We start from the raw sequence: 24,074 nt of genomic DNA, 5'->3' as shown, positions 1-24,074 counted from the left end.
GCCCCCGCGTGAGAGGAACGGTCCGTTCCTTGCGAAATTTGCAAGGAACGGACCGTTCATTGCATCTCAGGGGCGGGTGAGGCGGACGTCCAGGCTGATGCCCGACGTCGAGATCTCACCCCTCCGGAACGCGGTTTCGGCGACCAGCCCACCGAAGTCGACCGGCGTGTACGCACGCCGCCGCAGCTGCGCGAGCGTCTGCCGCGTCGCCAAAGCGGCCAGTTTGCCGAGCCGCATGCTCTCCACCTCGCGCGCGATGTCGCCGTCGGTCGAGTCCCGGTTCATGTCCTGCACCACGGCCGTACCACCAGGGCGCAGCACCCGGTACATCTCGTCGAGTGCCTTCACCGGCCACACGAAGTTCTTGAACGCCGCCTGGCACACGACGAAGTCGAACGACTCGTCGCCGAACGGCATCGCCGCGACATCGCCCTCGCGGAACGAGACCTCGACGCCTTCGGTCCGCGCGTATTCGCTCGCGATCTCGACGAACGTCGGCGCGACGTCGAGGCCGGTGACGGAGAACCCGAGCCGCGCGAGTTCGACGGCGAAGTAGCCGGGGCCGAAGGCGACCTCGAGGATCTTCGCGCCTTCCGGCAGGTCCGCGGTGAGTTCGCGCGCCTGCCGCCGCCAGCTTTCGATCTGCGGTCCGGTGCCGCGCTGCCGGGCGTAGTTCCGCGCCAGCGCGCCGCCCATCTCCGGCACGATCTTGAACCGTTTCCTGTCCTTGATGTTCGACATGTCTCTCCAGGTTGTTCGCCCGGAGCCCGGCTATCCTCGAAGTGCCGTCTCGTGGCCGGGTTCCGGTTGCGGGATCGTCGCCCCGGCGGGGTGCTGCAACACCTCGCCGGGGCTCTTTCAACTGCGGGTACTCCCCCTTTCCGCCACCATGGCCCGCCACTGCGCGAGCCCCGGCATCGAACCGGAAGTCAGTTCCCCGAGGATCGAGCGGACCCACTCGGCCTCGGCGACCCGGATCGCCAGGTGGTACTCGGTTTCGAGCAGCACCAGCCGCGGGATCTCCTCGATCAGCCGCGCCAGCTCCGCTCGCGTCGAGGCGATGTCCTCGTCCAGCGCGGCCAGGCGGGTGCGGAGCAGGGCGACCACCTCGTCCGGGCCGAGCCACCCCATCACCGACAGCCCGGCGACGAACTTCGGCTCCTCTGGCGCGAGCTCGGCGAGGAGTTCACGCAGCCAGTCGAGCATTTCGTCACGGCCGGCATCGGTGATCCGGTACACCGTGCGCTCGGGGCGGGCGCCGTCGCGACCGCTCTCCGCGGCCTCGATCAGGCCGTGTTTCCGCAGGTTGCCGACGACCGTGTAGAAGGACCCCCATTTGATCCCCATGTCGCGGTCCTTGCCGCGGCTCTTCAGGACCGAGGCCATTTCGTACGGATGCATCGGGCGCTCGTTCAGCGTGGACAGGATCGCCAGCGCCAGCAGATTCCCCACCTTGCGCCGCTTCACCGCGCCTCCTCGTAGACGAGTACTCGTCAACGAGTATCCACAGGCGCGTGAATGATCGCAAGCTCCGCAGGAGCCGGGATCAGAGGTCGTTCATGTACGGCACGGACGTCTGCGCGTGGTCGGTCATCCAGTTCCGCAGCGCGTGCGTGGCCAGGACGTCGTCCTCGTTGTAGCGCAGGAGACGCTCCCGCTGGACGTCGTCGGGGACACCGCCGTCCATGCCGACGGCGTCGCGGTACCACCTCATCGACGCCTCGCCGCCCGCTTCCGGGTCGCGCCACGCGAACCCGGCGACCGGGGCGATGACCTTGAGTCCCTTGCCGTGCGAGCACAGGAACTGGTCGGTGACGCTGCGGAAGAGGTCGATCCATTCTTCGGAGTCCACAAAGGACGCGATCTCGGCCTTCTTGGGGACACCGGGGTACTCGCCGAACCGGGTCGCGGAACCGAAGAGCCACCGGTTCTCGGCGAGCGCGTTGTAGCAGTAGGCGCGGAAGGTCAGGCCCGCGGCGAGCGTGCGCTCGCGGACTTCGGTGAACCAGGCCCAGAACTCCGCGAACGACCGGGCCTCGTCGGCGGTCGGCAGCGGCTCCCAGGTCGCGAACGCCCGATAGCCCTGCTCAATCCCGATGTCGGCGCCGGTCAGCAGCGAACCCCACAGGTACGCGCCGGAATCACCGAAGCTCTCCATGTCGACGTCGACCTCGACGTCGCCGCGCGGGACCTCGACCCGGTCGACCTTGCGCACCATCGTGAGATCGGCGAGCCAGGCGCGCGCCAGGATGATCGAGTCGGCGAAGGTGCCGCCGGTCCAGTTCATCGGCGGGGGCTCGTCGGCCGGATCGAGCGCGGCCAGCTTGTCCACTGTGGACACCCCGGCGCGGCGCAGCTCCATCGCGTCCTCGCCGCGGACGACCAGGCTGACGTCGCGGGTTTCGGTGAGCACGACCTCGCACGTCGGCCACCAAGGGCAACGCCGGCACTCGAGGACGCGAGAAGGCTCGGCGAGCGGTTCTTCCCCTTCGGCGGCGGCGGTCGCGATAGCGAGCCTGTCGGCGAAGCGGCTCTGGTACTCCGTCAGCGCGCTTCGGCCGCCAGGCCAGGTGGCCGCGGACAGGTCGTGCCAGACGACGACGTCCGCGTCGAGCCCGATGACGCCGCCGACGGCGCGGTGCCCTTCGTGCTTTCCGAGCGCTTCGAGCATCCGATGGAGGTGCGCGAGCCGCATCTGGTCCCGCGGTTGCGAGCGGACCTTTCGCGCCGGGTCGGGCAGCCGGTTCGCCGGATCGAGATCGGTCATCACGGTGGTCGGCGCACCCGCGCCCCGATCGGTGATGCGGTGCCGCACGACCAGCACCGGCACGTAGCCGTCGCCGGTGTTGACGAGGAGCTCGGAGCCGCCGCGCCGGTGACCGGCGCGATCCACCGGAAGCAGCGCGCCCCAGATGTAGCGCGCTTCGGCGGCGAAGGCCTCTTCAGTGAGCTGCACACGCTCGGCGGCCGGGAGGTCGCGGGAGATCTTGACCCAGGTCGCCTCGGGACCGGTCGCGTCCATGAGCCGCTGCACGATCGCGTCGCGATGCGCCGACGCGTCGGCGATCCGCTGCTGGGCGGCCGGGTCGGGCGGGGCGAGCGGGACCTCGCGCATCGCCGGATCGTGTTCCAGGTGCACGCGACGCCGGCAGCGGCTCACCGCTCCCGCGTCCAGTAGCACCTCGTTACTCACGGACAACACTCTAGAAGGCCACCGGCAAGCCGACATGCCCGCCACATCGGGGACCAGTAAGTTCGTCAGTGACACAGCGTGGGAGGTGCCATGGCGCGCAAGGCCAAAGCCGTCGAGGGCGAAGGCAGGTTTACCCCGAAGAAGGCGAAGAACGCCGTCGCGGTGGCCAAAGTGGTCGGACCGGCCGTACTGCCGGTGATCGCGCCGTACGCCGTTCGAGCGGCGGGCGCCGCACGAGAGCTATACGACCGTTATCAAGCGAAGAAGCTCGGCGTCGCCGTCGACCAGCTCGGCGAGTTCAGCGGACGCGGTGCGGCGTTGCACGCGCGGATCGCGGGGCTGACGCAGGGGCTCGCGGAGCTGAAGAAGTCCGCGAAGGCGACAGACGCCGACGTGGCCTTCGCGAAGGACACCCAGGGGACGCTGGAGCAGCTTTCGGCGACCGTTCGCGCTTCGGAGCGGATGCCGGCCGCGCGGCGGAAGGCGGCACACCGGGCCGTGGCCGGGGAGCTGGACCAGCTGGAGGGGAAGCTGCTGCACCGGCTGGGGATCTGAAGCCGCTCTCGAACGCTATGAACGGGCCGTTCCTTGCAAATTTTGCAAGGAACGGCCCGTTCATAGCGTTCGGCTACTTGATGAAACCCTTCTTCTTCATCCATTCGTAGGCGACCTCGCCCTGGTCCCGCCCGTCGACGTCGACCTGCTTGCACAGCTCGATCATCTGCTTGTTGTCGAGGGCGGCGGCGACGGTTTCCAGCGGTCCGCGCAGTTCCGGGTGCTGGTTCAGGAATTCCGTCCGTAGCGTCGGCACGGCGTTGTACTGCGGGAACGCCTTCTTGTCGTCTTCGAGGACGCGGAGGTTCAGCCCGGCGATCCGGCCGTCGGTCGTGAAGATCTCGCCGATCGGGCAGGTCCCGCTCGCCACGGCCGAGTAGATCGTCCCGATGCCGAAGTTCTTGATCACCGGGTTCTGGAACCCGTACGCCCGCACGGCGGCGGGGAAACCGTCCTGGCGGCTGGTGAATTCGGTCTCCAGGCAGAACACGTTCTGGTCCGGTTTCCGCTTCAGGAACTCCGCCAGGTCCGAAGTCGTCTTCAGGTTGTTCGCCGCGCCGTAGGCCTCGGTGACCGCGAAGGCGTACTGGTCGTTGAGCGGCGAGTAGTTCAGCCAGGTGACGCCGAACTTCGCCTCGTCGGCCGCCTTCGTGGCTTCGTACTGGGCCTGTTCCCCGCCGGGGACGGGGAGTTCGTTGCCCTGGTAGTTGATCCAGCCGGTGCCGGTGTACTCCCAGGTGACGTCGGTCTGGCCGGCCAGCAGCGCCTGCCGCGACGAGTTCGAGCCCTTGATGTCGGTCAGGTCGACGACGTCCGCGCCCGCCGCGGAAAGCGCCATCTCGGCCATGTAGCCCAGGATGATGTTCTCGGTGAAGTCCTTGGAGCCCACCGTCACCTTGACGCCCTTGAGCGATTCGACGGGCTTGATGGAACCGGGTTCGATCTTGTACGGCAGCGCGGTGTTGACCTCCAGCCCGCACGCGGAAAGCGTGCCGCACAACAGGATCGCGCCGAGGATCGCTTTGATTCGCATGTCAGCGCAGTCCCTTCGGTCCGAAGAACTGTTCCGCCACCGCGCCGAGCCAGTCCACCAGCAGCGCCAGCGCGACGGCGAGCACCGAGCCGGTGATCAGCACCTTCGTCAGGTTGAGCTTGTAGCCGGTGTCGATCAGCAGGCCGAAACCCCCCGCGTTGACGAACATGCCGAAGGTCGCCGTGCCGACGGCCAGCACCAGCGAGGTCCGCAGGCCGGCCAGGATCAGCGGGATGGCCAGCGGGAACTCGACCCGCCACAGCACCCCGGAGGCCGACATGCCGATCCCGCGGCCCGCGTCGATCAGCGACGGGTCGACCTGCTGCAGGCCGACCATCGTGTTCCGCAGCACCGGAAGCAGCGAATAGAACGCCAACGGCAGCGCGGCGACCCACAGCCCGCCGGTGGCGCCGGTGACGATGAACCACAGCACCAGCACACCCAGCGCGGGCGCGGCCTGGCCGATGTTCGCGACCGCCAGGAAGACCGGCGCCGCCCATTTCGCCCACGGCCTCGTGACGAGCACGCCGAGCGGCACCGCGACGGCGACCACGATCGCGGTGACCACGACGGTCATCGCCAGGTGGTCGCGCAGCGCGGCGAACAGCCCGGCGGCGTTGAGGGTCTCCTTCTCCGTCGCGCTCAGGTCGCTGCTGAACACCCAGATCAGCACCCCGGCGACGATCAGCAGCACCGCGGCGGGCTGGGCGAACAGCCGGACCCGTTCGGCGCCTCTCGACGAGGACTCGGTGGAGAACCCGGTATCGACGGCCGTCATGCGGTCACACCTTCCGCCGGGCTGTCGTCGGAGTGCTCCTCGCGCAGCTGCTGGATCGTCGCGATGACGGTGTCGAGCTCGATCGTCCCGGCGTACTCGCCGCGGGCGCCGGTCACCGGGACGCTGCCGCCCTCGGCGAGCATGGCTTCGAGCGCGTCCTGCAGCGTCGACTGGAGGCTGACGTAGTCGCGCAGCGGTTTGCCCGCGGTGGACAGCGACGTCGCCTTGGTCAGTTCGCGGACGTGCACCCACCGCATCGGACGGCGCCGCTGGTCGAGCACCAGCGCGAAATGCTTGCGCTGCTGGATCAGCTTCTCGCGCACCTCGGACGGCGACTCGCTCACCGTCGCCGTGAGCGCGTCCTGCTTCAGCTCGACGTCGCGAACCCGCAGCAGCGTCAGCTGCTTCAGCGAGGCACCGGCGCCGACGAAACCGGCGACCGTGTCGTCGGCCGGGTTCGCGAGGATCGCGTCCGGGGTGTCGTACTGCAGGATCCGCGACTGGTTGCCGAGCACCGCGATCTTGTCGCCGAGCTTCACGGCCTCGTCGAAGTCGTGGGTGACGAAGACGATCGTCTTCTTCAGGTCGGTCTGGAGCCGCAGCAGTTCGTCCTGCAGGTTGCCGCGGGTGATCGGGTCGACCGCGCCGAACGGCTCGTCCATCAGCAGCACCGGCGGGTCGGCCGCGAGCGCCCGCGCGACGCCGACGCGCTGCTGCTGCCCGCCGGACAGCTGACGCGGGAACCGGTCACGGAAATCGGCCGGGTCCAGCCCGACCAGGTCCATCATCTCCTCGACCCGGTCGTCGACCTTCTTCTTGTCCCAGCCGAGCAGGCCGGGCACCACGGCGATGTTCTGCGCGACGGTGAAATGCGGGAAGAGCCCGGCCTGCTGGATCGCGTAGCCGATGCGGCGGCGCAGGGTGTCGACGTCGAGCTTGAGCGCGTCGTCGCCACCGATGGTGATGCGGCCCGACGTCGGCTCGATCAGCCGGTTGATCATGCGCATGGTCGTGGTCTTGCCGCAGCCGGACGGGCCGACGAAGACCACGATCTTGCCCGCGGGCACCACCATCGAGAAGTCGTCGACCGCGGGCTCACGGGTGCCGGGGTAGCGCTTCGTGACGTTCTCCAGCTCGATCTCGACGCCGGATACGGTTTCAGGAGACTCAGCCACGGACACCCCTAGAGACGGTCAAACGGTTGATCAGGACGTAAACGGCGTCGAGGACCAGTGCGAGGACGACCACGCCGAGCGTCCCGGTCAATGCCTGGTTGAGGGAGTTCGTGCTCCCCGCGTTGGTGAGGCCGGAGAAGACCTCGGAGCCGAGGCCGGGACCCTTCGCGTAGGCCGCGATGACCGCGATGCCCATGAGCATCTGCGTCGCGACCCGCATCCCGGCGAGGATCGCGGGCCAGGCGAGCCGCAGCTCCACCCTGGTCAGCACGCCGAACCGGCTCATGCCGATACCGCGCGCCGCGTCGCTGACCGCCGGATCCACCCCGCTCAGCCCGACGATCGTGTTCCGCACGATCGGCAGCAGCGCGTAGAGCACGAGCGCGATGACGGTGGTGTTCGCGCCGAGGCCGAACACCGGGATGAGCAGCCCCAGGAGGGCGAAGGAGGGGACGGTGAGGATCGTGCTCGCCAGCGCCGTGGCGACGGCCGACCCGATCGGGCTGCGGTAGACGGCGACGCCGATCACCACACCGAGGACGGCGGCCAGGATCGTGCACTGCACGACCGCGCTGACATGGAGGAGCCCTTGGAGGGCGAGTCTGTCCCACCGATCCGAGATGTACTCGAAGAGGTTCATCGCGTGCTGGTTCTCCCGCCGCCTCTGGGTGAGCCTCCTCACCCATTCGGAGTAGCTGTATCGGGAGCCTGACTACCCAAAACGCTCGCGGTCAAACCCCTGTTTACCGCCTTTTATCCCGCCAACCTGCCCGATCCGGCCTGATCGGGCAAACGCACACGCCGTCTTTCCCGCTGCTCACCAGCCGGGAGGAGATCGACCACCCGGACGTGCGTCGAATACCCTTCACCCGTGAGTAAAGGCAGCCATCACCGAAGCGCGTTACGCGTTGTGCGTGGTGGATTGCTCGGCGTGAGTTCCGCGGCGCTGGCCGTGACCGCTCACATGATCGGGGACGGCGACCTCCCCGATACGGCGATGACGCTGTTGCTCACCGTGCTGATCGGCTGGAACGCCGCCGCGCTCGCCGCGAAGGCGCGCGGGCCGCTGGCCACCATCGTCGACCTCGGCGCCGGTCAGATCGTGATGCACCTCGTGCTCAGCTCGCTGAGCACGCACGGACCGGTGCACGACGAACCGGCCCCCGTCTCGGGCGGGCTCGCGATGACCGTCGCGCACGTCGTCGCCACGCTGATCACCGCGTTGCTGCTGGCCAAGGCCGACGGACTGCTGCTCGGCGTCCTCTCCTGCCTGCGCGCACTGGTCCCCTTCATCCTCAACGCGCTCCCGGTGCCCGCCGCGGTCGCGGCCCCGGTGCTCGCCCGTCCGGCGGGCCCCGGTCACCTCGTGCGGGTGGACCTCCGCCGCGTCCACGGCAGGCGCGGCCCGCCGCTGTTCTCCTGAACCCACGACATCCCCCGTAATCCGGCGAGGCCCTCGAGCCCGCCGCCTCAGTCACGTTCAGGAGTTTTCGTGTCCAAGCACGTCTTCAAGCGCGCCGGTTTCCTGGCCGCCACCGTCGGCATCGCCGGCCTGCTGTCGGCCGGGGTCGCCTCGGCGCACGTCACCGCCAACGTCTACGGCCCCCAGCCGTCGAAGGGCGGCTACGGCTCGATCTTCTTCCGCGTCCCCAACGAGGAGAAGGACGCCGGCACCATCAAGGTCGAGATCACCGTCAAGCCCGAGTACGCGCTCAGCTCCGTGCGGGCCAAGCCGCTTCCCGGCTGGAAGGCCGAGGTCGTGAAGTCCAAGCTGCCCACCCCGGTGACCACCGCGTCCGGCACGCAGATCACCGAGGCCGTCTCCAAGGTCTCCTGGACCGCCGAACCCGGCACCAAGATCGCCGCCGGATCGACCGAGTTCCAGGAGTTCCAGATCAGCGCGGGCCAGTTCCCGACCAACGTCGACTCGATCGAGTTCCCGGCCACCCAGACCTACGAGAACGGCAAGGTCGTCGAGTGGAACCAGCCGACCCCGGCCTCCGGCGAGGAGCCGGAGCACCCCGCGCCGACGGTGAAGCTCGCCGAGAAGACCGCTGACGGGCACGGTGGCGGCCACGGCACCGACGCGAAGGCGTCCGAGGAGTCTCACGCCGCTTCTTCGTCGTCCGACAACACCGCCCGCTGGCTCGGCGGCGCCGGCCTGGTCGTCGGTGCGCTCGGCCTCGGCGTCGGCGCCGGTGCCACCCTGCGCGCCCGCCGCGCCACCGCCGTCTCCGGCAAGAGCGACACCGAAGGAAAGTAGATGCGTAAAGCGATCGTCGCGCTGGCGATCACCGGGGTGGCGTGGCTCGCCACGGCCACCCCGGCGCTGGCGCACAACGTCCTGATCTCCTCCGACCCGGCGAAGGGCGCTTCGATCGCCGCCGGGCCCGCGAAGATCACGCTCACGTTCGACCAGTACGTCCAGAACGCGAACGTCAACCAGATCGCGGTCATCGGACCGGGCGGCGGCCAGTGGGCCGAAGGCCAGGTCGAGGTCCGCGACAGCGTCGTGACCGTGCCGCTGCGGCCGCTCGGCCCGGCGGGCGAGTACAAGATCGGCTACCGCATCCTGTCCGCGGACGGGCACGCCGTGACCGGCGAGGTGCCGTTCACCCTCACCGCCGCGGGCACCGGGACCCCGGCGAGCGCCGACGCCGCGCGCAGCAACGCGGGCCAGGCCGAGACCGCCCCGGCGACCGGCGGCGAAGGCTCGTCCGGCGTGCCGATCTGGGTGTGGATCGCGGGCGCCGTCGTACTGCTCGCCGTCGGACTGACCGTCGCACTGCGCACCGGCGCCGGTGACAAGGAGAAGAGCGGGTCATGACCCAGGCCGAGACCACCTCACGCGCCCGCGTCGCCGTCCTGTTCTGCGTGGTGACGGCGGGCATCGTCGGCGCCCTGATCGGTGTCGCGCTGACGGCCACCGCCCCGGTGCCCGGGGTCGCGCAGGTCAGCGAGGTGGTCTCGGTCTCGATCCCGATCGTGCGGGTGCTGCTGGACATCTCGGCGGTCGCGACGATCGGGCTGGCGCTGCTTTCGGTACTGGTCGGCTACGACCGGCCGAAGCTCTCCGAGCCGATCATGCGGATCGCGCGGCCCGCGGGCGTCGCGGCCGCGCTGGTCTGGGCGACCACCGCGCTCGTCGCGCTGATCCTGCAGACCGCCGAATACCGGCCGGGCTCCAGCACGCTGTCGATTTCGGACGTCGGGAGCTACATCGCCGACGTCGGCGCGGGGAAGGCGCTGCTGATCGTCGCCGTCCTGGCCCTGCTGCACGCGGGGCTCGGGATTCTCGCGCTGAAGCACGGCGAGAAGGTGCCCGCCGAGGTCCGGGTCGGGCTCGGGCTGTTCGCGCTGCTTCCGCTACCGGTCACCGGGCACGCGTCGAACTGGAACTACCACGACTACACGATGATCTCGATGGAACTGCACGTGATGAGCGCCGTCGCCTGGACCGGCGGGCTCGGCGCGATGGCGGTGCTGCTCGTCGGGAACCGGACACTGCTGGCGCACGCGCTGCCGCGGTTCTCGAAGCTGGCGACGCTGTGCCTGATCCTCGGCGCGGCGACCGGGCTGTTCAACGGGCTGATCGAGATCTCGCTCAACCCGTCGCTCGGGTTCTGGGAAGGCGTCTTCACCACGCCTTACGGGCAATTGGTGCTGGCGAAGCTGTTGTGCACCGGGGTGATCGCGGGCCTCGGCGCGTACACGCGCTGGAAGCTGATGCCGCAGATCGTGCGGCACAACCGCACGGCGCTGGCCGCGTGGGCGACGCTGGAACTGACGGTGATGGGGCTCGCGTTCGGCTTCGCCGTCGTCCTCACGCGAGCCCCGGTCGTCCCGACGACCTAGTCGTCCTGTGTCAGAAGCGCGTCGCTCGCGAGCTGTGACACTGTTTGCTCCATACGGCCGCATTTGGGCGGTTTCACTGTCCTCCGCCGGGCTCCACCGGAATGCTCTACGCGTTCGCTGGGGTTAACCCGAAGAGGGGATGGTTGATGGGCGGCCCGTTGCCGGGTGAAAGTGAAGTCAGCACGCCACAGGTACCGCGGCAGCGATCGGCGGTCAGGCTCACCAGGCAGGTGAGTTCTGGCCCGCGCCAGCTCCCGCCCGCGCCCGCGCATTTCACCAACCGCACCGCCGAACTCGCGCTGCTGGAGAAACTGCTGGCCCAGCACGACACCGACGGCCCTGCCGTACAGCTGATCAGCGGACAGGGCGGGATCGGGAAGACCGCGCTGGCCACCGCGTGGGGCCGTCAGCTCGGAGAACGCTTCCCGGACGGGCACCTCTGGGCGGATCTCGGCGGGTTCAGCACCAACGGCCCGCTCTCGGTGAGCGAAGCGCTCGGCCGGTTCCTTCGCGCGCTGGGTGTTCCGCCGGAGGGGCTGCCCTCGGACGTCGAGGAGCTCACCGCGCTGTACCGCACGACGACCGCCGAACGGCCGTTGCTCGTGCTGCTCGACAACGCCGGATCGACCGAACAGGTGCTTCCGCTGCTGCCCGCCGGCGTGGGAAGCCTCGTGATCGTGACTTCGCGGCGCCGTCTGGGCAGGCTCCAGACCGAACATCGCGCGCGGCTGGTCGAGTTGGCCCCGTTCGGTTCCGCACACAGCGCTGAGCTGCTGAGTCGCGCGGTCGGCGCGGGCCGCGTCGACGCCGAAGCCGCGCAAGCGCGGGACATCGCCGAGCTGTGCGGCGGTCTGCCGATCGCCCTCACCACGGTCAGCGCGAAGCTGGCCGGACGGCCGAAGATGTCGCTGGAGAAGATCGCCACCGAACTGGGGAAGGAATATCGTCGACTGGCCACGCTGTCGACGAAAGAGGCGCAATCGGTGGAAGCCAGCTTCAACCTCTCCTATGACGAGCTTCCCTCGGACGCGGCCGCGCTGTACGCGGCGCTCGGGCTCCATCCCGGCCCCGATTTCGGCGTCGGCGTGGCGGCCGCGTCGATCGCCGTCCGCGAGGAGGTGGCCGAAGACCTGCTGGACCAGCTCGTCGACGTCGGGCTGCTGATCGACCGCGGCGACGACCGGTACACCTTCCACGACCTCGCGCGCCTGCACGCCAAGGAGAAGACGGCGGGCAACTCCTACGACCGCGACATCGCGGTGCGCCGCATGCTCGAGTGGTACCTCTTCACCGCGTCGAAGACCACCGTCATGACGGTCCCCGACCAGGACCCGATCCCGTACCGCTACGAGTACCGGCCACCGTCGCCGATGTCGTTCGCGTCGTCCGACGAGGAACTCGCCTGGCTCGAACTCGAACGCGAGAACCTCATCGCCGCCGTCAAGACCGCCGAAACCTGGCAGCTGCCCGAACTGGGCTGGCAGCTGGCCGCCGCGATGTGGCCGCTCTTCCTGCTGCGCAAGCACTATCCGGACTTCCTGGAGGTGAGCCAGGCCGGCGTGCGCTGCGCGCGGGCGTGGGGCAACGCGTCGGCGGAGGCGTTGATGCACAACCGCGCCGGCGCCGCCTGCCGCGGCACCGGCCGGTACGACGAAGCCGTCTCGCACTACGAGGCGGGACGCGAAGCGGCGCGGAAGGCCGGGAACGAGGTCGTCGAGATCCGGTCGGTGGAAGGGCTCGGCCTGGTCGCGCTGGCGCAGGGCAGGCTCGACGACGCGGTGCGGTGGTTCACCGAAGACCATCGCCTGAGCGAAGGCCAGGACCGCACGCACGACATCGGGCTCGCGCTGATCAACCTCGGCTCGACGCAGCTCAAGGCCGGACGGCCGGAACCCGCGATCGAGCACCTCACCCGCGCTCGCGAAGTGCTGTCCGCCGACCCTTACAACGTGGCCCGCGCCCGCACCGAACTCGGTCGTGCCCTCACCGCGACCGGGGATCTCGCGACCGCCCGGACCGAACTCGAAGCGTCGCTGGCCACCATGGAGGCCAGCGGGTCGAGGTTCGAGGTGGCCAGGGCCCTGGCCGCGTTCGGCGAGGTCGCCGAGGCGGAAGGGAACACCGACGAGGCCCGGCGGTACTACGACCGGGCGTTGCCCATCCTCGTCGGCCTCGGCCGCCCGGAGGCTGACGCTCTGCGCACACGGCTGGAACAGCTGTGAGCCCAAGGCACCGATCGGTGCCCGGCGACCGAGTGAACGCGCCGATGTGAATGACGCAGCGTAGCTGCAAGTTGCACATTCGGGGGAGCATTAGGCCGGGAGAAGTGATTAGCCCGGGCGAATTCGTCACCGTTTGATCGGCGAATTCAGACAAGCGACGAACGGTCATTCGCCGTCGGCGAATGCACGTGCAGATGCCTTTCCCGGGTGAGTCACCGATACCGGTTCCAGCGCGCGCCGGTGCGTCCGTTCCGAAGATCGTTCAATCGTTTTCGCAGCTCATCCCGCACGCTGGGATGACTCCGGAGAATGGGGAGAACACTCGTCGTGAGCTTCAGTTCACGGATCGCGCGCAGTACCGAGAAGCCGGACCACGTCGTCACGTCGAATCCGTACCGCTGCGCGAACACGCGATAGCGGGCCGGGGGATCACCGAACCGTTCATGGCCGACGGCGAGCGGCGTCAGATCCCATTCCGGCGGCCCGACACAGGACGAATCGAAATCGCACAGCACCGGCCCGTCCGGTCCGGGGATCACGTTCCCGGTGTGCGCGTCCCCGTGGACGAGGCCCCTGGGCAGGGGGAAGTCGAGGTCCGCGAGCGCGGCTTCGACCTCGGCGCAGCGTTCGAGCAGGAACCGCCGGTCGCCCTCGTCCAGCTCTTCGGCGTCCGAAACGCGGGCGCGGACCGCGGCGAGCGGCGCCCATTCGGCGAGCCCCTCGGGCGGCGGCAGCGCGTGGACCTGGCGCAGCAGCCCGGCCAGGTCGGCCGACTTCGCCTTCCGGCCGGTCTCGGGCACCTTCCACCAGACCGTCACGAGATGTTCGCCGACCGGCAGCGGCTGGTCGAGGCCGGGAACGAGGCGGATGGCCGGCACCGCGTGCCGTTCGAAATGCCGCGCGACCCGCACGACCGTGCCGACGCGATGCCGCAGGCGGGTGGAACCGACGATCCGGACGACGAACGGCGCACTCGCCAGCTCGTAGACGGCGTTGTTGGTGAACCTCAGCAGGCGGGCGCCTTCGGGGTCGACGCCCAGCAGGTCACACGTCCGCCCGAGGGCGTCGCGCAGGATGCCGGGCGTGAACCGGCCTCCCGGTCCGGTCGGCTCAGGCGGCGTAGAAGGAGTTGAGGCGGTCGGCGAGGTCACGGGCGTCCGCGTTGTTCCGGCGGCGCTCCGCCTCGACCTGCAGTGGCCGCATCCGGTCCTTCACCCGCTCGGACTTGATGCCCTCGGCACAGTCGACGGCCTTCGAGCCCACCTTGGCGCCGTGGTCGAGATCGCCTTCGAGCAGGTGGTTCGTGGCCAGGGCGCTGAGCATGAACGTCTTGCTGCGGGCCATGTCGTCGGTGTAGGACTCGACGGCCTTGGTCAGCGCCGGGATCGCGTACTTGGTGTGCTCGGCGTTCTTCGACGCGAGCACGGTGTGCACGGTGCCGATCATGGCGTAGACGTCGGTCTCGGTGAAGAACTTGACCCAGGATTCGGCCTCGGCCAGGTTGGCGCGGGCGAACTCGTCCTTGCTCCGGCCGAGCAGCTTCACGGCCTGTTCCTCGTTGCCCATCATCGCGTAAGCCCAGGCCTCGTTGGCGCAGAGCACGGCGACCGCCAGCTCGGAGCCCGATTCCTGAGCGGCGATCTGGCCGAGCTGGAACAGTTTCAGCGCGTCGTTGGGCGCGTCCTGGTGCAGGTAGACGCGGCCCATCCGGTAGAGGACGTTGGCGACCAGCGGGTGGTTGTCGCCCTGTTTGGCCAGGTCCAGCGCGTTCGCGAAGTGTCCGCGAGCGGAATCCTTGAGGCCGGTGTCGAAGGACGTCCAGCCTGCCAGGCTGTGCAGGTCGGCGAGGGCGACGTACAGGCGGTTCTTGACCATCTCGGTGCCGCTGGATTCGAGCATCTGCTGTCCCCAGGACAGCTGCGCGACCACGGCGTCGCGGCAGAAACCGCCGCCGTACTGGTAGTCGAGGGACCGGAGCGCTCTGGTCGCGGCTTCCACCTGGCGGACGTCGGTCATGCCGATCCGCCCGGGGGCGGGCGTCTTCGCGGGCCCCGCCGACCACGTACCCGATTCCGGACCGAACACCGCCGCACCCATCGTGACCTGGGCGGCGTGCGCGAGGAACCTCCGTCGCTTCACGGACTCGTCCTCCTCCGCCTGCTGGCCGTCGGCAGCACCGACGACCTTTATCGCTGTCGCCTCGTCATAGGCGAGACCCATGTATCCCCTGGGGACACCAAGGCCGTCAGCGATGCGGGTGAGCACGTCGTACGCCATCACCTGGCGACCTTTGAGGATCTCGGACACCTCGGACTGCGACTGGCCGGTCATCGCGGCGATCTGACGCTGCGAAACACCGTGCTTGCGCAACAGCCGGTACACCGAGGAGATCTCCCGGGCGGCCAGTGCGGCTCGCATCTCCGGCTGCTCCCAGGCATCCGGTGGCACGGGGTGACTCTGGCGACCCGAACCGCTTGCAGCGTCCGAGCCGGCGACAGCGCCGCCACCGATACTGGCGTCCATTGCGCCCCCTCACAGTTCCGTTGGGGTCGAGAAACAGCGTAGGCACACCTATTCAACCGTGCGAAACACCGGATCGCCCGTCGTGATCGGCCCGGCAGAAGTCGTTTGACCGCTTACCGTGAAACCGCGTCCGGTCACCGCTATGACGGCGGTTCGACCTTCTATCGCACTCGGTTTCACATCACTGTAGTTGTCAGATCTTCGTGACCGACCGGCCACCGGCCGCGATCACGGAGAGCTACCAAGTCTCCGAACCCCCTACAGGTGCGGACACGCGGATACGAAGACGACGTGGAACGAGAGAGCGGAGAAGAGCCAGTGGAGTTCGTGGACTCGATCGCAACAGGCTCCATCACCGCGGGACGGCCCGGTATGGCCACGCGCCACCTGCGTGCGGCCGGCCCCGCCGGTCAGCAGACGGTCGCCGTCGCCCCCGGCGCGAACCGTCCGGTCTCCCCTTCCGCCCCGGTCGACCCCCGTACCGCGAGTGTGCGCCGTTACGAAGGCGGACAACTGGTCTGGCGGGTGCAGTGCGGCGATCTCATCAGCCGTGAACGCGCCGTCACCGTGTTCGTCGAAGACAACCAGGTGGTTCTCGTCTCGCCGCCAGGAGAGACCGCGCGCCTGACGTCCGGCCAGCTCGGACAGCTCAGGGCAGCGCTCAACGAAGCCGCCAAAATGGCGGAAAGGTAACGGTGAGTTCTCCGTGGATCAGGTCCTAGGGCAAGTTCTCCGCAACGCGGTTTGGGAACGCCTCGACATGCTCTCCGATCTCGCGAACCGGGCCGACGCGCAGTCGCTCGTATCGGTCGCCCGCTCGGAGCTCCCCCGCCTCGCCGAAGGCTGGCGCGCGATGCTCCAAGCGCACGAGCCCGACGAGCGCGGGGACTGTCCCACCTGCTCGACCCGCTGGCACAAGTGCAAGGCCCCCTGTTCGGTATGGCAGGTCGCGCACGAGCACCTGGTCGCCGGCGGCCTCGCCCCCCAGCAGATCGCGGCCACCCAGGACCACCGGCGCGAAAGCCGCCGCCGCGTCCCGGGGCAGAGCCGCGGGGTGAGCCCGGCCGAGACCACCGGCAGGCACGCGCTGGTCAACCCGCGTCGTCCCATCACGGCTTGAAAGCCAGGCGAGTGAACGGCGGTCCGAGCAGCCCCCTCGGCAACCACGCCACGATCTCGCCTTGCCGTCGGCGGTTCGCGCGTACCCCCGAACGCGACGAACCGCTCTCGGTAATCACTCCGGTCCCCACCGCGATTAATCGAAAATTATCGGCAGAACACCTAGCGAAGGCAGTAATCGGTCGCTAGGTTGATGATCACAAACGCAGCGCGATACCTGCCCCGGAGCGCGCTGCCATCCCCCGAACCCCGCGGGCCGGTGCCGTTGCACTCCCCTCCCCCGACCGGCACCGGTCCGCGGTCTCCAACCTTCAGCTGACGCCCTTCACCCGCGTGACCAGTACCGCGGCGATGACGGTGGACAGCGCCGAAGCCGCGAAGAGGCTCGGATATCCGCCCAGGTAGGCCAAAATCGGCGCGGTCAGCATCGGCGCCACCACCTGCGGCAGCGAGTTCGCGATGTTGATGACCCCGAGGTCCTTCGCCCGGTCCTGCGCGGTGGGCAGCACCTGGGTGAGCATCGCCAGCGCGACGGCCATGTACGCGCCGAAACCGACTCCCAGCAACGGTGACGCCGCGAGCGCGGCCGTCCAGTTCTGCCAGACGACCAGCAGCAGGGCGGCGACGGCCATCACCGACGACGCCGCGAGGACGTACGGCTTCCGGCGTCCCGTCTTGTCGGAGAAATGCCCGGCGATGAGCGCGCCGACGACGAGCGCCGCGCCGTAGAGGCCCATCATGATCAGCAGTCCGGTGTCCGGGTCTTCGTAGTGCACCGCGTCCTTGAGGAAGAACAACAGGTACAGCGTCCCGAAGGCGTTGCCGAGGTTGATCATGAAGTGGCAGCCCCACGCCCAGGCGAAATCCGGATGCCTGCGCGGGGAGATCCACAGATTCGCGAGCACGTCCCGGGTCCTGGCGGACGGCCGGAACGCGACCGGCAGCCGCGCGTCCGGCGTGCGCAGGACGAACGCCGCCGCGCCCGCCAGCACGACGGCCGCGCACACCGCGTATCCCAGCGGGAGCCCGGCGAGGTCGAGCATCACCACGACCACCACCGCGCCGAGCACCGTCCCGAGCATCTGGGCGATGCCGACCAGCCCGCCGACCTGAGCGCGCTGGGGTACGGGCACCCGGTCGGCGATGGCCGACACCAGCATGGCGAGCATCCCGTTCAGTCCCGCCTGGACCAGGCACCAGCCGAGCACCATGACCGCGACGTTCGGGGCGAACGCGAGGACGAGCAGTCCGGCGGCGGCGACCGCCGCGCCGCCCGCCGTCCACGGGTGACGGCGGCCGCGGGCGGAGCAGGTCCGGTCGGACAGCAGGCCGACGGCCGGGTTGGCGATCAGCGCGACGAGCGCGCCGATCCCGGTGACCAGGCTGAACACGGCTTCTTTGCCGGCGGCGTCCAGCAGTTCGGCCTGTTTGGGCAGAAGGACCTGGATGGGCGCGTAGATCCCCAGCCAGAGCGCGATGTTCGCGAAGAACAGCAGGCTCATCCACCCGGCGCGGACCCTGGCGACCGGCTCGGCGAGCGCCTCGGGCAGGTCCCGGACCTCACTCATGGCGGATCAGTTCCCGGTACCAGCCGAAGGAATCCTTCGGCGTGCGCTTCTGCGTCTCGTAATCGATGTGCACCAGGCCGAACCGCGGCTGGTAGCCCTTCGACCATTCGAAGTTGTCCATCAGGGACCAGACGAAGTACCCGCGGACGTCGACGCCGGCGTCCATCGCTTCGCGCACGGCGACCAGGTGGCTGTCGAGGAAGTCGATGCGTTCCTGGTCGTGGACGTGGCCGTCTTCGGCGACGACGTCGTCGAAGCTGCAGCCGTTTTCGGTGATGTAGATCGGCGGGAGGTGCTCGCGGTAGCGCTCGTGGAAGCCGACGAGCAGATCGCGCAGCCCATGCGGAACGATCGGCGAATCGTTGGTGGTCATGGGATAGCCCTCGATCGCGCGAAGCTCGAAGGGCAGCGGATTGCCTTCGCCGGGCGCGGCGACACCCTGCGGCTCGTAGTAATTCACCCCGTAGAAGTCGAGGGGCTGCGCGATGGTCGGCAGATCGTCGGCGAAACCCGCCGGGAGATGCGCGACGACTTGTTCGGGATATCGGCCGAGCAGCACCGGATCCGCGTAAGTGCGATTGATGAGGGCGTCGATCCATTCGCCGGCGGCCTTGTCTTCCGGCGAATCGGTGGCGGGCCAGATCGGCGAATGATTGTTGGCCGTGCCGACGCTGCGGGCACCGGCCGCGCGCAGCGCCTGGACCGCGAGACCGTGCGCGAGGTTCTGGTAGTGCGCGGTGGGCAGGGCGTCGAGCAGGAGGGTCTTGCCGGGCGCGTACTCGCCGATCGCGTAGCCGAAGATCGACATGACCATGGGCTCGTTGAGCGGGATCCACATTTTCACCCGATCGGAGAACCGTTCGCCCACGATGGCGGCGTACTCCCCGAACCGTTCGGCGGTATCACGGGAGAGCCAGCCGCCCTTGTCTTCGAGTGCCTGCGGGAGGTCCCAATGGAAGAGCGTCCCGGCGGGCGCGATGCCGGCTGCGCAGACTTCGTCGAGCAATTTGTCATAGAAGGCAAGGCCTTCGGCGTTGGGCTTGCCTTCGCCGTCGGGCTGGATCCGGGGCCAGGCGAAGGACATGCGGTAGGCGCCGACGCCGAGTCCGGCCATGAGCGCGATGTCTTCGGAGTAGCGGTGGAAGTGATCGGCCGCTACCTTGGCGTGCTCAGCCCGCGCGATCTTTCCCTCCGTTTCGGTGAACGTGTCCCAAATGGACTGTCCCCGGCCGCCTTCACCGGTCGCCCCCTCGATCTGGAAGGCGGAGGTCGATACACCCCACAGGAATTCGGACGGGAAGGTCGGATTCTCCACCGGCTACGCACCTTTCCTCTTCAGACTCGGCCGAACATGAAAAGTTCTCAGATACTATGCCTTCACTCGACCGGGGGGAACCCTGTCGACACGATAAAGTCGCAGATCAGCGAAGGAGGAGCCCGAGTGTCCGACATCCAGGCCGCGAAACCGCAAGCGGAGACGACTCCGCTCCGGCGGCAGCCCGTTCAGCAGCGCAGCGCCAAGCGGGTGGAGCAGATGCTCGACGCCAGCGCCCAGCTGATCGACGAACTCGGTTACGACGCCTTGACGACCACGCTGATCGCGAAGCGCGCCGGGGTGGCCGTCGGTTCGCTGTACCAGTTCTTCCCCGACAAGCGGGCCGTGGTGCAGGCGCTGACGCAGCGGAACCTCGAACGGTTCGTCGCCTCGGTGTCGGAAACCCTGAACGAACTCGCGCCCGAGCACTGGTGGGACGTCGTGGACTCGATCCTCGACATCTACCTCGCGATGCACCGCGAGGTCCCCGGCTTCTCGAAGGTGCACTTCGGTGACGTCGTGGACAGGCAGCTCCTCGACGAGACGCGCGACAACAACGCGGTGATCGTCGACGCGCTCACCGATGTGCTTTCCGCGCGGATCCAGTCGCCGCCGGACGACATCCGGTTCGCGCTGACGATCGCGAACGAGACCGCCGACGCGCTGCTGAAGCTGGCTTTCCGCCGGGACCCGCGGGGGGACGAGCGGATCGTGGCGGAGGCGAAGTCGGTTGTGAAGGGTTACTTGGCGAGCAAGTTCGGGGAGGCTTGAGGGTCAGTTTCGCTCGGCCTCGGGGGGCTGAAGGACGCTTTCGCCGCATGCGACGCGGCGAAGGACGCCTTCAGCCCACCTTCATCCACTGTGGACTCCCGAAGCTCTGCCCGGACCTCATTCGAGACGTTGGACGTCCCCAAGGAGGCCTTGCTCCATTCGTGTCCACCGGCGCCCGACCGGTCGCCCCACCAGTCACACGACTCCCAGCAACCACGCCCACATGCTCATTGACCTGGTATTACCCGGTTGTCCACATAAGTTGTCCACACCCACCCACAGTTGTGGACAACCTCGCCTCTCACCCCTCCGAACCCCGTCCCCCGTCGCCCCCTCCCGATACGCTGGTGCGGGGCGCGCCCCCCAGGGATGGGTGGGGGGTGGGGTCGCGGGGTCAGCCGAAGTTTTGGGACTCGCCTCGGTAGGTGGGGACGGTCCGGTCGACGCGGTCGCCGACGACGACGTGGTAGTGCGTGAAGCGTTCGGCGAGTTCGCCGGCCTTCGCGTGGCGCAGCCAGACGCGGTCGCCGAGCCGCAGGTGCCGGGCGGCTTCGCCGGACACGGGGGTTTGGACTTCGCCGGCGCCTTCGAAGCCGAGTAGCGAGAGACCTTCGGGCAGGTAGGGCGTCGGGAGCCGCGAAGACTCCGCAGGGCCCGAAGCGATGTAGCCGCCGGAGAAGAGCGTCGCGACCTTCGGTGCGGGGCGCCGGACGACGGGCAGCGCGAACATCGCGGCCGGGCGCGGCGAGAAGTGCGCGTAGCCGTCGAAGAGCGTCGGCCCGATCAGGCCCGAGCCGGCCGCGATTTCGGTGACGGCCGCTTCGGCGCCGGTCGATTCGACGCTGCCGCTGCCGCCGCCGTTGACGAATTCCAGATCCGCCAGCGCCCGGACGGCGCGAACCGCGGCCGCGCGGCGTTTCGCGATTTCCACAATGGACTTTCGCTGCATCCAGCCGATGACGGAGTTCTTGGCCCCGCTGCCCGCCGCGTCGCCGAGCCCGGCGATCTGGCCTTCGTACGCCATCATCCCGACGAGCCGGAAACCCTTGCGGGACAAGATGGTCCGCGCCAGATCCGCGGCTTGGCGCGGGCTGAACACCGGCGAGCGCCGGGTGCCGATGTGCACGCCGGGCAGCGGCCGCCACGAAGCGTCGAGTTCCAGGCAGACCCGGATTTCGGGATGCCCCTGTCCCAGCGCGGCATCGACCAGGTCGAGGTGTTCGGGCGAGTCGACCATGATCGAGATCGCCGCCCGCGCCCGGTCGTTCGCCGCCAGCCGCCGCAGCGCGCCGTGATCGGCGGTCGGGTACGCCACCACGATGTCCTCGGACGTCCCCTGCTCGACATGCCAGACGGCTTCGGCGAGCGAGTAGCACATGAGGCCTTCGAAGCCGGGACGCGCGAGAACCCGTTCGAGCAGATACCGGCAGCGCACGGATTTGCTGACCACGCGGATCGGTTTCCCGGCGGCCCGCCGCAGCAGGTCGGCGCCGTTCGCGTCGAACGCATCCAAGTCGACAATCGCGAACGGAGGATCCAGGTCCTTCGTCGCCAAGTCGTACACCGTCGCACTGGTCACCCGAACTAAGGTACGACAGAAGGGCTTGAAACGCGAATACTATTCACTTACTGTTTCGGCACTCACAGCCTCTCGGAATAGGTGGGCGCATGACACGGTGGAGCAACTGGGCCGGCACCGCGACGGCGTCGCCGCTGCGTGTGCATCGGCCGCGGGACACGGGCGCGATCGCCGAGGCGATCGGCCGGTCCGCCGCGGACGGACGACGTCTGCGCCCGCTCGGCAGCGGTCACTCGTTCACCGCGATCGCCGCCGCGAACTCGGACGCCATGGACCTCACCGGCTGGACCGGGATCGCCTCGGCCGACGTCGCGAAAGGCCTGGTCACGGTCCGTTCGGGCACCACGCTCAAGCAGCTCAACGCCGAACTGGACGCGCTGGGCCTGGCGATGACCAACCTCGGCGACATCGACGCGCAGACCGTCGCGGGCGCGATCTCCACCGGCACCCACGGCACCGGCGCCAAGCTCGGCGGCATCGCCACCCAGATCGCCGCGCTCGAACTCGTGCTCGCCGACGGCACCGTGGTCACCTGTTCGGCGGACGAACGCCCCGACCTCTTCGCCGCGGCGCGGGTCGGACTGGGCGCGCTCGGCGTCATCAGCACAGTCACCCTGCAGTGTGAACCGTCGTTCCTGCTCTCCGCCCAGGAGCGGCCGGAACCGCTCGAACAGGTCCTCGAAGGCTTCGACCAGTTCGCCGACGAGAACGACCACTTCGAGTTCTACTGGTTCCCGTACGGCAAGAACGCCCTGGTCAAGCGCAACAACCGGCTTCCGGCGGGTAGCGAGCACCGGCCGTTGAGCAGGCTGAAGGAGTTCGTCGACTACGAGGTCACCGAGAACGTCGCGTTCGGCGGCCTGTGCCGCCTCGGCCGCGCGGTGCCGAAACTCGTGCAGCCGCTCGGCCGGTTCGCCTCGAACATCCTTTCCGCCCGCGAGTACAGCGACACGTCGCATCGCGTCTTCGTGACCCATCGCGGCGTGCGGTTCGTCGAGTCGGAGTTCGCGATCCCCCGCGAAGCGCTGCACGACGTCTTCGCCGAACTCCGCGCGTTCGTCCCGAAGCTGGAGAACCCGGTCGCGTTCCCGGTCGAGGTGCGCGTCGCCGCGGCGGACGACATCTGGCTCTCGACCGCGAACGGCCGCGACTCGGCCTACATCGCGATCCACCAGTTCGTCGGCATGCCCTACCGCGAGTACTTCGCCGGATTCGCGTCGATCGCCGGCGAGGTCGGCGGCCGCCCGCACTGGGGCAAGATGCACGACCTCGACGCCGCGACGCTGCGCTCGCGGTACCCGCGTTTCGACGACTTCCTGCGGGTCCGCAAGGAGGTGGACCCGGCCGGGGTCTTCACGAACACGTACCTCGACCGGGTCCTCGGCACTCCCTAAGCGGTTTCGAACAACGCGCTGACCGACTCCCCGTTGTGGATCCGGCGCATCGCCTCCGCCAGCGCGGGCGCGATCGACAGGACCCGCAGCTTCGGGCTCTGCTCCTCCGGCGGGATGGGCACCGTGTTCGTGCAGACGACCTCCAGCACGTCGGGCTGGCTGCCGATCCGATCGAGCGCGCCGCTGGAGAAGAGGCCGTGCGTGCAGGCGACGCGGATCGAGCGCGGCTTCAGCTCCCGCAGCTTGTTGAGCAGTTCGATCACCGTGCTGCCCTTGGCGATCTCGTCGTCGAGGACGATCACGTCGCGGCCGGTGATCTCGCCGATGACCGAGCTGATCTCGACCCTGTCGTCGGCGAAGCGCTGCTTCGCGCCCGCCGCGACCTGGACGCCGAGCAGCCGGGCGAAATGCGCGGCCTCCTTGGCGTTGCCGAGATCCGGCGAGACCACGGTGGTCGCGGACAGGTCGTACTGGCGGAAGTGCTTCGCCAGTTCCTGCAACGCGTGCAGGTGATCGACCGGGACGCTGAAGAACCCGTGCACCTGCGGCGAATGCAGCGTCATCGCGAGGACGCGATCGGCGCCGGCGGTCGCCATCAGGTCGGCGACGAGCCGTCCGCCGATCGAGATCCGCGGCGCGTCCTTCTTGTCCGACCGGGCGTACGAATAGTGCGGCATGACGACGGTGATCCGCTTCGCCGAAGCGCCCCGGGCGGCGTCCAGCATCAGCAGCAGTTCGACGAGATGTTCCTGCACCGGCCGCACCAACGGCTGGATCAGGAAGACGTCGCGCTCGCGGCAATTCGCTTCGAGCTGGACTTCGAGACAGTCGTTGGCGAACCGCTGCACCTTCACCGGATGCAGGGGAACGCCGAGATGGGCGCAGATCTCTTCGGCGAGCTCGGGATGTGCGCTGCCACTGAAGACCGCGATGTCCTCGCGCAAGGACCTTCTCCGTTCATTCAAAAGACGGATTACGTCCACACACTAGAGTT

Annotated in this window: 23 protein-coding genes; 10 read left to right on the top strand and 13 right to left on the bottom strand. The window is 68.7% G+C overall.

The features are described 5' to 3' along the window. Positions 1–66: 66 nt before the first annotated feature. From AORI_RS41430 to AORI_RS41420, 3 genes are all read right to left on the bottom strand, one after another. Positions 67–741, bottom strand: a complete 675-nt coding sequence (locus tag AORI_RS41430; protein WP_016330549.1) for a class I SAM-dependent methyltransferase — start codon at positions 739–741, stop codon at positions 67–69. A gap of 117 nt (positions 742–858) precedes the next feature. Then, a complete protein-coding gene (locus AORI_RS41425) occupies positions 859–1,467 on the bottom strand; it encodes a PadR family transcriptional regulator (RefSeq protein ID WP_016330548.1) in 609 nt (202 codons plus the stop codon). Between the two features lie 79 nt (positions 1,468–1,546). Next, a complete protein-coding gene (locus AORI_RS41420; RefSeq protein WP_420806995.1) occupies positions 1,547–3,229 on the bottom strand; it encodes a TM0106 family RecB-like putative nuclease in 1,683 nt (560 codons plus the stop codon). 54 nt (positions 3,230–3,283) lie between these two features. Between AORI_RS41420 and AORI_RS41415 the strand changes: the two genes are divergently transcribed. Continuing rightward, complete coding sequence (locus AORI_RS41415; protein ID WP_016330546.1) at positions 3,284–3,748, top strand: DUF6474 family protein; 465 nt, start codon at positions 3,284–3,286, stop codon at positions 3,746–3,748. A gap of 73 nt (positions 3,749–3,821) precedes the next feature. Here the strand turns inward: AORI_RS41415 and AORI_RS41410 are convergent, their stop codons facing one another. The 4 genes from AORI_RS41410 to AORI_RS41395 are packed head-to-tail and all read right to left on the bottom strand — an operon-like array spanning position 3,822 to position 7,374. Further along, on the bottom strand, positions 3,822–4,781 hold the full coding sequence (locus AORI_RS41410) for a glycine betaine ABC transporter substrate-binding protein (RefSeq protein ID WP_016330545.1): 960 nt from the start codon (positions 4,779–4,781) through the stop codon (positions 3,822–3,824). Between the two features lies 1 nt (position 4,782). Further along, positions 4,783–5,559 (bottom strand): ABC transporter permease, encoded by a 777-nt coding sequence (locus AORI_RS41405; RefSeq protein WP_016330544.1) that lies wholly within the window; start codon positions 5,557–5,559, stop codon positions 4,783–4,785. Further along, positions 5,556–6,740, bottom strand: coding sequence for an ABC transporter ATP-binding protein (locus AORI_RS41400; protein WP_016330543.1), 1,185 nt, complete (start codon positions 6,738–6,740; stop codon positions 5,556–5,558). The genes AORI_RS41405 and AORI_RS41400 overlap by 4 nt, the downstream gene beginning before the upstream one ends. Continuing rightward, the gene (locus AORI_RS41395) at positions 6,727–7,374 is read right to left on the bottom strand and encodes an ABC transporter permease (protein ID WP_007030477.1); all 648 of its coding nucleotides are present in this window, start codon (positions 7,372–7,374) and stop codon (positions 6,727–6,729) included. Before AORI_RS41395 ends, AORI_RS41400 begins: the two co-directional genes overlap by 14 nt. 291 nt (positions 7,375–7,665) lie before the next feature. On the opposite strand from AORI_RS41395, the gene AORI_RS41390 reads away from it, so the two are divergent. From AORI_RS41390 to AORI_RS41370, 5 genes are all read left to right on the top strand, one after another. Then, positions 7,666–8,157 carry a hypothetical protein gene (locus AORI_RS41390; RefSeq protein ID WP_016330542.1) on the top strand — a complete coding sequence of 164 codons (492 nt, stop codon included), beginning with the start codon at positions 7,666–7,668 and terminating at the stop codon, positions 8,155–8,157. 69 nt (positions 8,158–8,226) lie between these two features. Next, the gene (locus AORI_RS41385) at positions 8,227–8,997 is read left to right on the top strand and encodes a YcnI family copper-binding membrane protein (protein WP_016330541.1); all 771 of its coding nucleotides are present in this window, start codon (positions 8,227–8,229) and stop codon (positions 8,995–8,997) included. Continuing rightward, positions 8,998–9,561 carry a copper resistance CopC family protein gene (locus tag AORI_RS41380; RefSeq protein WP_016330540.1) on the top strand — a complete coding sequence of 188 codons (564 nt, stop codon included), beginning with the start codon at positions 8,998–9,000 and terminating at the stop codon, positions 9,559–9,561. Next, positions 9,558–10,589, top strand: a complete 1,032-nt coding sequence (locus tag AORI_RS41375) for a copper resistance D family protein (protein ID WP_016330539.1) — start codon at positions 9,558–9,560, stop codon at positions 10,587–10,589. The genes AORI_RS41380 and AORI_RS41375 overlap by 4 nt, the downstream gene beginning before the upstream one ends. A 230-nt stretch (positions 10,590–10,819) precedes the next feature. After that, complete coding sequence (locus AORI_RS41370) at positions 10,820–12,811, top strand: tetratricopeptide repeat protein (RefSeq protein ID WP_228688276.1); 1,992 nt, start codon at positions 10,820–10,822, stop codon at positions 12,809–12,811. A 212-nt stretch (positions 12,812–13,023) separates the two neighbouring features. Here AORI_RS41370 and AORI_RS41365 read toward each other — a convergent pair whose 3' ends face one another. After that, the gene (locus AORI_RS41365; protein ID WP_016330537.1) at positions 13,024–13,962 is read right to left on the bottom strand and encodes a phosphotransferase family protein; all 939 of its coding nucleotides are present in this window, start codon (positions 13,960–13,962) and stop codon (positions 13,024–13,026) included. Continuing rightward, on the bottom strand, positions 13,922–15,229 hold the full coding sequence (locus AORI_RS41360; RefSeq protein ID WP_016330536.1) for a helix-turn-helix transcriptional regulator: 1,308 nt from the start codon (positions 15,227–15,229) through the stop codon (positions 13,922–13,924). The genes AORI_RS41365 and AORI_RS41360 overlap by 41 nt, the downstream gene beginning before the upstream one ends. A gap of 423 nt (positions 15,230–15,652) precedes the next feature. Here AORI_RS41360 and AORI_RS41355 point away from each other — a divergent pair, with 423 nt between their 5' ends. After that, positions 15,653–16,027 carry a hypothetical protein gene (locus tag AORI_RS41355; protein WP_016330535.1) on the top strand — a complete coding sequence of 125 codons (375 nt, stop codon included), beginning with the start codon at positions 15,653–15,655 and terminating at the stop codon, positions 16,025–16,027. Between the two features lie 13 nt (positions 16,028–16,040). Continuing rightward, positions 16,041–16,454, top strand: coding sequence for a hypothetical protein (locus AORI_RS41350; RefSeq protein WP_016330534.1), 414 nt, complete (start codon positions 16,041–16,043; stop codon positions 16,452–16,454). Positions 16,455–16,764: 310 nt separating this feature from the next. On the opposite strand, the gene AORI_RS41345 is transcribed toward AORI_RS41350, so the two are convergent. Together AORI_RS41345 and AORI_RS41340 are read right to left on the bottom strand one after the other, a co-directional pair. Then, the gene (locus AORI_RS41345; RefSeq protein ID WP_016330533.1) at positions 16,765–18,021 is read right to left on the bottom strand and encodes an MFS transporter; all 1,257 of its coding nucleotides are present in this window, start codon (positions 18,019–18,021) and stop codon (positions 16,765–16,767) included. Further along, positions 18,014–19,336: a GH1 family beta-glucosidase gene (locus AORI_RS41340; protein ID WP_016330532.1), complete on the bottom strand. Its 1,323-nt coding sequence runs from the start codon at positions 19,334–19,336 to the stop codon at positions 18,014–18,016. Before AORI_RS41340 ends, AORI_RS41345 begins: the two co-directional genes overlap by 8 nt. 126 nt (positions 19,337–19,462) lie before the next feature. On the opposite strand from AORI_RS41340, the gene AORI_RS41335 reads away from it, so the two are divergent. Then, a complete protein-coding gene (locus AORI_RS41335) occupies positions 19,463–20,107 on the top strand; it encodes a TetR/AcrR family transcriptional regulator (protein WP_016330531.1) in 645 nt (214 codons plus the stop codon). A gap of 394 nt (positions 20,108–20,501) precedes the next feature. On the opposite strand, the gene AORI_RS41330 is transcribed toward AORI_RS41335, so the two are convergent. After that, positions 20,502–21,686, bottom strand: a complete 1,185-nt coding sequence (locus AORI_RS41330; RefSeq protein ID WP_016330530.1) for an amino acid deaminase/aldolase — start codon at positions 21,684–21,686, stop codon at positions 20,502–20,504. 89 nt (positions 21,687–21,775) lie between these two features. On the opposite strand from AORI_RS41330, the gene AORI_RS41325 reads away from it, so the two are divergent. Continuing rightward, positions 21,776–23,080: a D-arabinono-1,4-lactone oxidase gene (locus tag AORI_RS41325; protein WP_016330529.1), complete on the top strand. Its 1,305-nt coding sequence runs from the start codon at positions 21,776–21,778 to the stop codon at positions 23,078–23,080. Here the strand turns inward: AORI_RS41325 and AORI_RS41320 are convergent. Then, positions 23,077–24,024 carry a ribose-phosphate diphosphokinase gene (locus AORI_RS41320; RefSeq protein ID WP_016330528.1) on the bottom strand — a complete coding sequence of 316 codons (948 nt, stop codon included), beginning with the start codon at positions 24,022–24,024 and terminating at the stop codon, positions 23,077–23,079. The genes AORI_RS41325 and AORI_RS41320 overlap by 4 nt on opposite strands. Between the last annotated feature and the right edge of the window lie 50 nt (positions 24,025–24,074).

Origin of the sequence: Amycolatopsis keratiniphila (assembly GCF_000400635.2) — a bacterium.
Taxonomy (GTDB): Bacteria; Actinomycetota; Actinomycetes; order Mycobacteriales; family Pseudonocardiaceae; genus Amycolatopsis; species Amycolatopsis keratiniphila.
The sequence above is the reverse complement of the archived record's forward strand: the minus strand, read 5'-3'. Positions and strand labels throughout refer to the sequence as shown.